This is a genomic window from Archangium gephyra (assembly GCF_049060025.1).
In the GTDB taxonomy this organism is placed as follows: Bacteria; Myxococcota; Myxococcia; order Myxococcales; family Myxococcaceae; genus Archangium; species Archangium gephyra_A.
Genome location: NZ_JBMEQQ010000002.1, coordinates 5,347,015 through 5,358,635, shown reverse-complemented (window position 1 = coordinate 5,358,635; position 11,621 = coordinate 5,347,015). Strand labels below are relative to the sequence as shown.

General features: G+C 69.6%; 10 protein-coding genes and 1 pseudogene. 7 read left to right on the top strand and 4 right to left on the bottom strand.

From position 1 onward, the window contains the following. Window positions 1-33 precede the first annotated feature (33 nt). The 3 genes and pseudogenes from ACN28I_RS23275 to ACN28I_RS23265 all read left to right on the top strand — a co-directional run bounded on the left by ACN28I_RS23275 (window position 34) and on the right by ACN28I_RS23265 (window position 1,981). On the top strand, window positions 34-534 hold the full coding sequence (locus ACN28I_RS23275; protein WP_420944151.1) for a hypothetical protein: 501 nt from the start codon (window positions 34-36) through the stop codon (window positions 532-534). A gap of 117 nt (window positions 535-651) precedes the next feature. Further along, window positions 652-1,725, top strand: a pseudogene (locus ACN28I_RS23270) (aminotransferase class V-fold PLP-dependent enzyme); the annotation flags it as partial. Between the two features lie 73 nt (window positions 1,726-1,798). Further along, window positions 1,799-1,981: a hypothetical protein gene (locus tag ACN28I_RS23265; RefSeq protein WP_420944150.1), complete on the top strand. Its 183-nt coding sequence runs from the start codon at window positions 1,799-1,801 to the stop codon at window positions 1,979-1,981. 20 nt (window positions 1,982-2,001) lie between these two features. On the opposite strand, the gene ACN28I_RS23260 is transcribed toward ACN28I_RS23265, so the two are convergent. Genes ACN28I_RS23260 through zwf form a run of 4 tightly spaced genes read right to left on the bottom strand, consistent with a single transcriptional unit; the run spans window position 2,002 to window position 7,986 of the window. Continuing rightward, window positions 2,002-4,248 (bottom strand): ATP-binding protein, encoded by a 2,247-nt coding sequence (locus ACN28I_RS23260; RefSeq protein ID WP_420944149.1) that lies wholly within the window; start codon window positions 4,246-4,248, stop codon window positions 2,002-2,004. A gap of 51 nt (window positions 4,249-4,299) precedes the next feature. Then, a complete protein-coding gene (gene gndA / locus ACN28I_RS23255) occupies window positions 4,300-5,736 on the bottom strand; it encodes an NADP-dependent phosphogluconate dehydrogenase (protein ID WP_420944148.1) in 1,437 nt (478 codons plus the stop codon). Between the two features lie 40 nt (window positions 5,737-5,776). Then, window positions 5,777-6,445 (bottom strand): 6-phosphogluconolactonase, encoded by a 669-nt coding sequence (gene pgl, locus ACN28I_RS23250; RefSeq protein WP_420944147.1) that lies wholly within the window; start codon window positions 6,443-6,445, stop codon window positions 5,777-5,779. Continuing rightward, a complete protein-coding gene (gene zwf, locus ACN28I_RS23245) occupies window positions 6,442-7,986 on the bottom strand; it encodes a glucose-6-phosphate dehydrogenase (protein ID WP_420944146.1) in 1,545 nt (514 codons plus the stop codon). Before zwf ends, pgl begins: the two co-directional genes overlap by 4 nt. A gap of 255 nt (window positions 7,987-8,241) precedes the next feature. Between zwf and ACN28I_RS23240 the strand changes: the two genes are divergently transcribed. From ACN28I_RS23240 to ACN28I_RS23225, 4 genes are all read left to right on the top strand, one after another. Continuing rightward, window positions 8,242-8,583 carry a hydrogenase maturation nickel metallochaperone HypA gene (locus ACN28I_RS23240; RefSeq protein WP_420944145.1) on the top strand — a complete coding sequence of 114 codons (342 nt, stop codon included), beginning with the start codon at window positions 8,242-8,244 and terminating at the stop codon, window positions 8,581-8,583. Between the two features lie 95 nt (window positions 8,584-8,678). Further along, window positions 8,679-10,373, top strand: coding sequence for a serine/threonine protein kinase (locus ACN28I_RS23235; protein ID WP_420944144.1), 1,695 nt, complete (start codon window positions 8,679-8,681; stop codon window positions 10,371-10,373). 25 nt (window positions 10,374-10,398) lie between these two features. Next, window positions 10,399-11,298 (top strand): DUF2381 family protein, encoded by a 900-nt coding sequence (locus ACN28I_RS23230; protein WP_420944143.1) that lies wholly within the window; start codon window positions 10,399-10,401, stop codon window positions 11,296-11,298. A 163-nt stretch (window positions 11,299-11,461) separates the two neighbouring features. Continuing rightward, on the top strand, window positions 11,462-11,605 hold the full coding sequence (locus ACN28I_RS23225) for a hypothetical protein (protein WP_420944142.1): 144 nt from the start codon (window positions 11,462-11,464) through the stop codon (window positions 11,603-11,605). Window positions 11,606-11,621: the final 16 nt, after the last annotated feature.

The window sequence follows — 11,621 nt, the reverse complement described above, 5'->3', positions numbered from 1 at the left end:
GGACGCCGCGGGAGCCCTCAGCATGCGGCTCACATGACGAAGACCGCGCCCCCCGCCCGCTTGCTGGCCCGGGTCCTTCGTGGACTCCCGTGGCTGCCCTTTCTGGCCTTCCTGGTGATGTGGCCGTTCAGCTACGGCTTCTACACCTCGTTCGGCCTCGACACGGACCGTGTCCATGAGGGCTCCGGGCTGCGGACACATCATCGGATCCGCTGGCCGGGGGACGGCTCCTTCTGGTTGGGGGCCGAGTCGTTCTGGCTGCCAGCCTCGGAGCCCCTGGACGCCTTCGATCTGGGAGGCGCCTTCTTCCAGGCGCCGCGCCGGCCGCGGCCGCGCTCCTCGTGGAACGAGCGGGGGTTCTGGCTCTTCCGCGGGCTGCACCCGAAGCCCTCCGTTCCGGTGACATCCGCGACGTACGCGGGGTCTTCCTGGGTGGGCGTCCCGAGCTGGCTGCCCGTGCTGCTCCTGGGACTCCGGCCCGTGCGTACGTGGATCCGCGGACGGCGGGTCGCGAAATCCTCCGAGTCCCCGTGAAAGAGGACCCAGCGGCATCAAACACTTGCAACGCAAGGGGAAGTGAATGAGGTGGATGGAGTCTCCGCGCGCGGGCCGTTAGGCTTTGCATGACAATCCTTGCAAGGAGTTGCGTGCATGCTGAGCCGGCGCCGTTTCCTCCTCACCAGTGCGCTCGCCGCGGGGGCGGGGGCCGTTCCCACCGGAGCCGCCGCCGCGGAGAAGAAGCCGCGGGCCTCCACGGACTCCTTCAAGGACTGGGGCGCCGTGCGGCGGCAGTTCGAGCTGGATCCCCGCTACATCCACCTCAGTCTGTTCTTCCTCGCCTCGCATCCGCGCCCGGTGCGCGAGGCCATCGCGAGCTACCGCCGGCAGCTCGAGGCCAACCCGCTCCATACCGTGGAGCGGCTGGTGTTCGGAGGGCCCGAGGAGTACGTCCCGGCGAAGGTGTGCAACGCCATTGCCTCGTACATCGGCGGGAGCGCGGATGACATCGCGCTGACGCAAAACACCACGACCGGTCTCGCCGTCATCTACCAGGGTCTGCCCCTGAAGCCGGGAGATGAGATCCTCACCACCTCGCATGACCACTTCGTGCACCACGAGGCCATCCGCCTCGCGGCCGAGCGCAGTGGCGCGACGTGGCGGAAGGTTCCTCTCTTCGACGCGTACGACGCCATCTCCGCCGATGCGATGGTCGAGCGCCTGCGGAAGGCCATCCGCCCGGAGACGCGCGTGGTGGGCGTGACGTGGGTGCACTCGAGCAGCGGGCTCAAGCTGCCGCTGCGGCGCATCGCAGATGTCCTCGCGGTGGTGAATCGCGAGCGCGCCCCCGAGCGCCGGGTCTTCTTCGTCGTCGATGGTGTCCACGGCCTCGGCGTGGAGTCACCGGACATCGTGGCCATGGGGATGGATGCGTTCTCGGCGGGCACGCACAAGTGGATTTTCGGCCCGCGCGGCACCGGGTTCGTCTGGGCCCGCCCCGAGGTGTGGTCCGTCATGCGGCCCCTCATGCCGAGCACCTCGTCCGCCGAGCTGTTCTTCGCCTGGGCCGGCGAGAAGCCGCCCGAGATGCCCGCCCGCGCCACCTGGTTCTCCCCCGGTGGTTTCCAGGCCTTCGAGCACTACTGGGCCGTCCCCACCGCGTTCGAGTTCCATCAGGCCATCGGGCCCCAACGCATCACCGGGCGCATCCACGAGTTGAATGCCCAGATGCGCGAGGGGCTGGCGAAGATGCCCCACGTCACCCTGTACACGCCGCGCTCCCGGGAAGCTCTCCTCGGGCATGGTGTGCTTCGACGTGAAGGGCATGACGGCGCAGCAGACCGTGCAGCGGCTCGCCGAGCGGAACAGGATTCTCGCCTCGACCACGCCCTACGCCGTGCCGTTCGCGCGGGTGGCGTTCGGCATCCAGAACACCCCGGACGAGGTGGAGAAGACGCTCGCCGCCATCCGCTCCATGGCGTGAGCGGATTCCCGGGGCGCGGCTCAGGGCCCTTCGGCCACCGGCAGCGTGAAGAAGAAGGTGCTGCCGGAGCCCACCTGGCTCTCCACCCACAGCTGGCCCCCGTGGGCTTCGATGATGCCCTTGGCGATGTAGAGGCCGAGCCCGGTCCCCTCCTGCGCCCGCATCTTGGCTTGCCAGTACCGGTTGAACAGGTGGGGGAGCTGCTCCTTGGGAATGCCCGGGCCGGTGTCCCGCACGGAGAACCTCACGTCCCTCCCCACCGGTTCGGCCGTGAGCTGGATGGAGCCGCCCTCCGGGGTGAACTTGATGGCGTTTCCCATCAGGTTCGAGAACACCTGGAAGATGCGCTCCCGGTCGGCTTGGACCCGCACCTCGGGCCGAGCCACCTTCTGTGTGATGGAGAGCCGCTTCTGCCCCGCGAGTGGATGGAAGAGCTCCATACACTCCTCGATCAGGCTCTCCAGCTCTTCCGGCCGGGGCTCGATGGCGAAGCGTCCCGCCTCGATCTTCGCGAGATCGAGCAGGTCCCGGATGAGGGTGTTCATCCGGTCGGTCGCGTGCTGGATGCGCTCGATGGAGGTGTGGAGCCGCCGCCAGGGGCCCTCGCGGTCCAGGGGCATGGCGCGGAGGATGAGCCCTACCTGGAGATGGATGACGCCGAGCGGGTTCTTCAAGTCGTGCGAGACGACCGCGACCAGGTCGTCCCTGGCCTGGACGGCCTTCTGCTCCCGAAGCACCTGATGCCCCAGGTCCACCTCGATGGCGTAGCGCCTCAGGTCCGCGGCGGCTTCCACCTCGGCCGGCGTCCACGGCAGCGAGGTCGAGCGGACGACCTCCTTCCACAGCGCGAAGGAGCGGCGCGGGTGGAGGTGCGGCTCCTGTCCTTCCCTCTCGACGGGCCTGGTGGGGTCACCTCCCCAATTCACCGTCTGGAGGACCTCCGGCCGGAACCACAGGACATAGTCGGGGGCGGGCTTGGGAAGGGAGACCGCGAGCAGGCCGCTGGCGGCTTCCTTGAACGCCTCCGCTGGCGGGTAGAGGCCCGGCAGGGCCCTGGTGTGGAAGACCCCCTCCTTGACCGTCTCGCGCAGCCACCCGACGAGGCCCTCGAGGGCCGATTCCGGAGGGACACGCCCCACCGTCCAGCACCGGCCCTCGCAGAACACGGCCGCGCCGCCCGCTCCAGCGAGCCCCAGCAGTTCCCCTGGCTGTTTCACGAGGCCGGCGAGCGCCTCTTCCTCTTCGGCCCGCATCGCTTCCACCAGGCGCTCCTGGTGCCCGCGCAGCTTCTTGCGGAGCTCCAGCGTCTCGCGCTCCTCCTGGACCCCAATCAGTTGCGAGGTGATGCGGCCGATGAGCTCACACGCGGCCCGCAGCTCGTAGGAGAGGTACCTCGGGGAGGAATGGTTTCCGCAGGAGATGAGTCCCCACAGCCTTCCCCCCACGACGAGGGAGATGCTCATGGAGGCGCGGAGGCCCAGGTTCCGCATGTACTCGAGGTGAATGGGCGAGACACTCCGGAGAACGGAGAAGCTCAGGTCCAGGGGCTGCTGGTTGTCGGGCCGGAGGCTGGGAAGGAGGGGCGCGGGCCTGTACTCCCTGTCGGGGATGATGCGCAGCCAGTTGAGCAGGTAGAGCCGGCGTGCCTGTTGGGGGATGTCCGAGGCGGGATAATGAAGGCCGAGGTACGCATCCATGCCCTCCAGCTTGTCCTCGGACAGGACCTCGCCATTGTCCTCCTCATCGAAGCGGTACGTCATGACCCGCTCGAACCCCGTGAGCCGGCGCACCTCGGCGGCGGCCGTGTCACAAAGCTCGCGCAGGTTCTCCGCCGCTTGCAGCCGGGCGAGGGTTCGCTGGAGGAGGTGCTTCGGAGACCCGTTCCCCGCCTCCACCCCGGCCCTGACCGGCTCGAGCTCCAGGAGGGTGGCGCCCTGGTGGCGATGGACGATTCCGTCGAAAGCGCGCGAGCCCACCGTGACAGGAAACGGGTTGTATTCCTGGGGATGGCCGCTCCGCAGCGCTTCCGTCAGCAGGCCCAGCGCGGCCGCATCGAGCAGGTTCGCGAGCGGGTGGCCCACCAGCGGCTCCGGGTCGACGCCCAGGACGTCCGCTGTGTTCGCGCTCACCTGGGCGACCGTCAGCGCGGGCTCGTGCAGGGCGAACAGGACGCCATGCGGCTGAATGGAGCCCGGAATGTGGATGGGCTCCTTGGCGCAGCTGCTCAGATCAACGACCAGCCCGGGCCACGAGGTGTCGGTTTTCATGGGGAGAATCCTGGTGGGGACCGCTGCGCCACGGCGTAGGTACCCGCCCCTTCAGCTCCAGTCCGAGTGGACGAAACCCGCCTCGGGCTTGTCCCGGCGCTGGTAGGTGTGTGCGCCGAAGGCGTCGCGCTGCGCCTGCGTCAGGTTCTGCGGCAGCTCCGCGCTCCGGTAGCTGTCGTAGTACGCCAGGCTCGTGCTGAACACCGGCACCGCGATTCCCAGCCGCGTCGCCACCCCCACCGTGCGCCTCCACGCCGGCGCCATCTTCTCCAGCACCGGCGCCAGGCTGTCCGCCAGCATCAGGTTCGGCAGGTCCGGCTTCTTCTCGAACGCCTCGCGCAACGGCGTGAGCAGCTTCGCGCGGATGATGCACCCCGCCCGCCAGATGCGCGCCATCTCCGCCAGCGACACGTTCCACGTGTACTCGTTCGACGCCGCCTGGATGAGCCGCATCCCCTGCGCGTACGTCACCACCCTCGCCGCGTACAGCGCGTCATGCGCCCACGCCGCCAGATTCGCCTTCTCGTCCGCCGACAGGTTTTCGCCCCGTGGGCCGTGAAGGACGCGGCTCGCCGCCACGCGCTCGTCCTTCATCGAGGACAGGTTGCGCGCGTCCAGCGCCCCCGCGATCGACGGCACCGGCACCCCCAGGTCCAGCGACACCTGCACCGTCCACTTCCCCGTGCCCTTCTGGCCCGCCTTGTCCAACACCAGGTCCACCAGCGGCTTGCCCGTCTCCGCGTCCTTCTTGCGCAGCACCTTGATGGTGGTCTCCAGCAGGAAGGACTCGGCGATGCCCTCGTTCCACTTCGAGAAGAGGTCCGCGAGCTGGTCCGCCGGGAGTCCCAGTCCCCGGCGCAGCAAGTCATACGTCTCCGCCAGGAGCTGCATGTCCGCGTACTCGATGCCGTTGTGCACCATCTTCACGAAGTGCCCCGCGCCGTCCGGGCCCACGTGCGTCACGCACATTCCCGCCTCGCTCCTCGCCGCGATGGCCTCCAGCACCGGGCGCACCTGCGCGTACGCCTCGGCCGGGCCTCCCGGCATGATGGACGGGCCGTAGCGCGCTCCTTCCTCTCCGCCCGACACGCCCACCCCCATGAAGTGCAGCCCCTTCTGCTTCCAGGCCTCCTCACGCTTGCGCGTGTCCTGGAACCAGGAGTTGCCACAGTCCAGCAGCACGTCTCCCGGCTGCAGCAGCGGCTCCAGCCTCTCCATCATCGAGTCCACCGCCGCTCCCGCCGTCACCATCAGCAGGATGCGGCGCGGGCGCTCCAGCGCCGCCACGAAGTCCTCCAGCCTCGCGTGGCCCTGGAGGCTCTCGGGCGCGCCCTTCGTGCGCAATTCATCGAAGCGCTCCGGATGCCGGTCCCACACCGCCACCCGGTAGCCGTGGTCCGCCACGTTCAGCGCGAGGCTCTGCCCCATCACCCCCATCCCCGCCACCCCGAACTGCGCGCGCCCCTGCTGCCCCTGTGCTGTGGTCATTGCGTTCACTCCTGTGTGTCGGTTCTGGAGGGGAGACCCTTCACTCCTGGCCCGCCGCGCCCCGGTCCATCATCCACTGCGCGTGCTCCACCTTCGCCGCCGGCAGGTCCTCGCCCGCCAGCACCCGGCGCACCATGTCCCGCTTGCCCGCCCCGCTCACCAGCCCCAGCACCTTCCTCGCCGACTGGAGCACCGGCAGCGTCAGCGTCATCCTCCACGGCGGCGGCTTCGGGCCCACCACCGCCAGCACCCGCCGCTCCTGCTCCTGCAACGCCTCGTGGCCCGGGAAGAGCGACGCGGTGTGCCCGTCCTCGCCCATGCCCAGCACCACCACGTCCAGCTCCGGCGGCAACTGCCGCGCGTAGTCCCTCGCCGCCTGCTCCCGGTCCGCCCGCTCTCCCTGCATCCGGAAGATTTGATGCGGCCCCACCCCCAGCGGCTTGAAGAGCGCCTCCTCCGCCAACAGGTAGTTGCTCTCCGGGTGGTCCGGCGGCACGAAGCGCTCGTCCACGAAGTAGAAGTCCACCAGCGCCCACGGCACGTCCCGCTTCGCCAGCTCCCGGTACACCGGCCCCGGCGTGCTCCCGCCCGACAGCGCCAGGCTCGCCCGCCGGCCTCCCGCCACCGCCTCCACCAGGTGTTTCGCCACCCAGTCCGCCCCCGCCCGCGCCAGCGCCTCCTTCTCCACCACGATGGGGGCCGGCCTCATCCCTTCAGCTCCATCCACCGCCGCCCATCCCGCCCCAGCAGCGCCGCCGCCGCGTCCGGCCCCGCGCTCCCCGGCTCGTACGTGTGCAGCGCTCCTCCCTTCCCCGAGTCCAGCGACTCGAGAATGGGCGTCACCCACGCCCACGCCTGCTCCACGCTGTCCTGCCGCGCGAAGAGCGTCGTGTTGCCCCGCATGCAGTCCAGCATCAGCCGCTCGTACGCCTCCGGCACCGGCTTGTGGAAGCTGTTGGCGTAGTCGAAGTCCATCGTCACGCCGGCGATGTTGATGTCCTCGCCCGGCACCTTCGACTCGAAGCTCAGGGCAATCCCCTCGCGCGGCTGGATGCGCAGCGTCAGCACGTTGGGCTGCAGCCGCTGGCACGTGTCGCTCGTGTTGAAGAGGCAGTGCGGCACGGACTTGTAGTGGATGGACACCTCCGTCACCCGCTTGCTCAGGCTCTTGCCCGCGCGCACGTAGAAGGGCACCCCCTGCCACCGCCACGTGTCGATGTACGTCTTCATCGCCACGTAGGTGGGCGTCTTCGACTCCTTGCCCACCCCGTGCTCGTCCAGGTAGCCCCGGTATTGTCCCTGCACCACGTACTTCTCCACCTCGCGGCCCACCACCGGGCGCAGCGCGCGGAACACCTTGTTCTTCTCGTCCCGGATGTCCTCCGAGGCGAACGACACCGGCGGCTCCATCGCGCACAGCGCCAGCACCTGCAACAGGTGGTTCTGCACCATGTCCCGGATGACGCCCGTCTCGTCGTAGAAGCGCCCGCGCCCCTCCACTCCAATCTTCTCCGCCGCCGTTATCTCCACGTGGTCGATGTGCTGCCGGTTCCACAGCGGCTCGAAGATGGCGTTGGCGAAGCGGAAGACGAGGATGTTCTGCACCGTCTCCTTCCCCAGGTAATGGTCGATGCGGAAGATCTGCTTCTCGTCCAGCACCCCCGCCAGCGCCCGGTTGAGCTCCTTCGCCGTGGTCAGATCCCGGCCAAAGGGCTTCTCGATGACGAGCCGCCGCCAGGGCCGCTTCACCTCCGGATTCTCCCGGTACAGCAGCCCGGAGCCGGCCAGGCCCTCGAGCAGCGAGGGGAAGGTGGAGGCCGGCGTGGCCAGGTAGTAGAGCTGGTTGCCCTGGGTGCCGAAGCGCTCGGCGATGCGCTCCAGGTGCTCGCGCAGGCGCACGTACGAGTCCGGGTCGTCATAGGCGCCCGTCATCATCTCCAGTTTGGCGGCGAGCCGCTCCCATGTGGCCTCGTCCAGCGGCTGCGTGCGGGCGAACTTCTTCAGCCCCTCCTTCACCTGGGCGCGGAACTGCTCCAGGTTGTGCTCCGAGCGGCTGAAGGCCACCACCGCGAACTGCTCGGGCAGGTTGCCCTGCCGCGCCAGCTCGAAGAGCGCCGGGAAGAGCTTGCGCTGCGCCAGGTCTCCCGTGGCCCCGAAGAGGACCATGAGGCACGGGTCCGGTCTTCCCGCCCGTAGCAACGGGTCTCCCTCGCGGGGATGGGTCTCGATGTGCACGCCCTGCTCGTCCATGTCGGCCTCCGGAACGGCGATGCGGGGAACATATGCGCTCGTCCCTTCGCGGGTGCATCAATACGTCGTCACACGCCCCCTCCCATGAGGCCGACTCCGCCGTCCGGTGCTGGATGGGGAAGCGGCAAGCGTTGGCCGGATGACGGCCGGGCCTCCCCCCTTCGCGGGGGCCCGGAGCGGGCTCGGGGGCTTGCACGGTACACTCCCCAACCTTCCCCCCGGAGGCTGCGGGTCCTCCGCTCAGAGAGTGTCGCCATGTATGAGTCCGCGCTTGCCCGGCAGGTGCTCGAGACCGTCCTCCATCAGGCCGTGTTCCACCGGGCCTCGCGCATCCGCGTGGTGCGCGGCTGGGTGGCGGAGACGGAATCCCTGTCTCCGGAGCACCTGTCCTCCCAGTTCGCCACCCATGCCCGGGGCACACGCGCCGAGGGGGCCCGGCTCCTGCTCAACCTCATCCACGTGGAGGCGCGCTGCCGCACGTGTGGCCGCACCTACGCCCCCGAGCACCCACGGCTGCGCTGCCCCGTCTGCGGCAGCGCCGATGGCGAGAAGCTCGGGCAGACGGGACTCGCCGTCACCGCCATCGAGGTGGACTGAGCCTGCTCGATCACGTCGTGTGAAATAGACCCTACCCGGTGCATCCGGGGCCTCGACCCACCGGCCGGGTAACCTCGGCGCCGGAGGTGCGGCGGATGCACGACGAGATGGGCGGCGCGGGCGGGTGGCCCCTGCTGGAGCTGGCGCCGGGCGAGCGCGTGGCGGGCTTCACCCTCGAGGGGAAGATCGCCACCGGTAGCTTCGGCACCGTCTTCAAGGCCTCCCGGGACGGGCGCGCCTTCGCCGTGAAGCTGGTGCGCATGGGCCCGCGCGGCGAGCGCGAGGTGGATGCGCTGCGCCGTGCGCAGTTCCCCAATGTCGTCAGCTTCCTCGGCTACAGCCTCTGGCCGGACGACGCGCCCCGCTTCCTCGTGCTGGCCCTGGAGCTGGTGGAGGGCCGCCCGCTGGACGTGTGGGTCCGCGAGGAGAACCCGTCCGCGCTCGAGCTGGTGCTCCGCGTGCTGCTGCCCCTGACGGGCACCCTGGCCGGAGTGCATGCCGCGGGCGTGGTGCACCGGGACGTGAAGGAAGCCAACATCCTCATGCGCGAGGCGGACGGGCAGCCGGTGCTGGTGGACTTCGGCGCGGCCGCGTACGAGGGGGCCCGGCGCCTGACGATGCAGCTTCCGCCCGGCACCCCGGAGTACCGCAGCCCCGAGGCGCTGCGCTTCGCCCGGCAGTGGGAAGGCGAGCCCTATCCCTTCGGCCCGGCGGATGACCTGTGGGCGCTGGGCGTCACGCTCTACTGGCTGCTCACGCGCGAGCTCCCCTTTGGAGACAGGAAGGATCCGGGCCTGATGCGCGTCATCCTCGAGGAGACGCCTCCGGCCCCGCGGGAGCTCAACCCGCGCGTGCCTCCGGCGCTGGACGCGCTGTGCCTGCGCATGCTGGAGAAGGCCCCCGAGGCGCGCTACGCGGATGCCGTGGCGCTCGAGGAGGCCCTGGAGGCCGCGGCGGCCCTGGCGGATGACGCCTGGCGCGTGCCGCTGTTTCCCGGGGGCCGGACGCAGAAGCACTCCGTTCCGGCTCCGGTGGCGCCCGTCCGTCCCGTGGCCCGGTGGTGGCCGTGGGCCGCGGGGTTGGGTGTCGGCGCCGCCGTGACGCTGGGCGGTCTCCTGATGGCCTCCGGGCCGCGTGCTCCCGCCACCCAACGTACTGAGTCAGCAACCCCCACCCCGGCGCAACAGGCCGCCCTCCGCCAGGAAATAGCGTCTCCCCATCCAACGGGAGACGTTGCTCCCAGCGCGGCACCTGAGGCGTCACCCACTCCCGAGCCCGTCGCCCGTGCGACGACGCGAAGCGAGGTACCCGCGATGACGAAATCCCAGACGACCCGTTCCCTGCTTGCCGCTGGCTGCCTCGTTGGCTCCGCCTGCGCGAGCGGTCCGCAGCAGCGTCCGCCTCCCGCGCCCGCCGAGTGCCCGCCCGGCGCCGCCGCTACCCGGGAGCTGTTCCAGATTCCCGCGGGAGAGACGCACTTCGCCGTCTTTCCGGCCTTCGAGAAGACCCGCATCGCCGTCATCCGCGAGGGCGAGGTCACCATCGACATGTGGGCCGCCTGGGGACGGCTGCCGGCGAATACCCGCTTCAGAGGCCAGGCCATCTTCGGAACGGGGCGGGTTTATGGCCGGTTCACCGAGGCCCTCCTGCCCAGTGGGGAGACCGTGCCCATCTGCCTGGAGTGGGTGTCCAGCTCCGGGCTTGGCTGGGAGATGGAGCCGGGGAGCACGGCGAAGGAGGCCCGTATCTGGTGGGATCCCCGAGTCAAATCCGTGTCTCGCTTCCGCTAGCACCCCGTGCAGGAGGCTGCTTCCCGTGCTTCCCTCTTCCTTCTCTTCCCTCCTGGCGCTCGTGCTTCTTCGAGGTGAGCCCGTCCTGGAGCCATCCAGGCGGGCCGCCTGCGAGGACGTGCAGCGCATCGAGCTGGCGCTCGCGCCCACCGAGGTGGCCCGGGAGATCTGCGTCAGCCCGGGACTCACGACGAGCCTGCGATTCGACGCTCCCGCGATCGTGGACCTGCAAGACGAGGTGCGTTTCGAGGAGGTGGTCCGTGGCCGCAGACTCCTCACCCTGATGCCACCCCCCGACATGGCCGAGGGGGAGCGGTTGCGGCTCACGGTGCGCTTCGAGGGAGACGCTCCCTCGAGCGGCATCACGGTGATGTTGGTGGGCCACCCCGGGCAGGCGACGCACCAGGTGGCGGTATACCGGGACGAGCGCACCCGGGAGTCCCTTCGGCGGGAATTGCTCCAGGAGCGTGCCAGGTCCGCGCAGCTGCGCGAAGCGCTGGCGCGAGCGCAAGCTCTGCTTGACCAGTCGGGGGGACTGCGGAGCCTCATCGCCAGCAGGGTGATGGGACCGGATGGGGTCCATGCTCAGAGGCTTCAACTGAAAGTGTCCGGGCCGCCGGAAGGTGGCCTCTCCTGGGCGAGTGGTACGAGCTACCGTGCCGACAGGAGCGTGGCGGCGGAGGTGTGGCTGAGGAACTCCGGGCCGGAGCCGTGGAAGGTTGCTGGGGGCTCCCTGGTGGACGCTCGGGGCGTGGAGATGAAGGGGGTGAAGTTTCGGCAGGACGAGCCCATCGCGCCCGACCAGATCAACCAGGTGATCGTGGAAGTGGATGCATCCACTGAGCAGGCTCGCGGCGAGTTGACGCTGACGCTGTGGGACGCGGCGGGCCGCACCATCACCCTTCCCAAGGTCACGTTCCCGTAGACGCTGTGCTCCTTGGGGGAGGGGCGCTGCATGGTAGGTTCCGGGTGTCAACTCCGACCCCATCACGCTCATGACGCTCCTGCCGTTGATCTTAGTGCTCGTCACCACGCAGCTTCCCTGTGGCCCCAGAGAGTTCTCGGACACCTGCAAGTGCAAGCAAGGCATGGCCACCGCCTGTGAAGCCTTGCGCCAGACGGACAAGAAGTTGGCGGATGCGCTGGAAGCGGCGGCCCATCAGGCGGTGAGGGAGGTGGTGCAGGCCAGCAGTGCGCAGGGAAGCGAGGGGTCCGAGTCCCAGGTGGAGTAAGCCGCGCAGGCGTCCT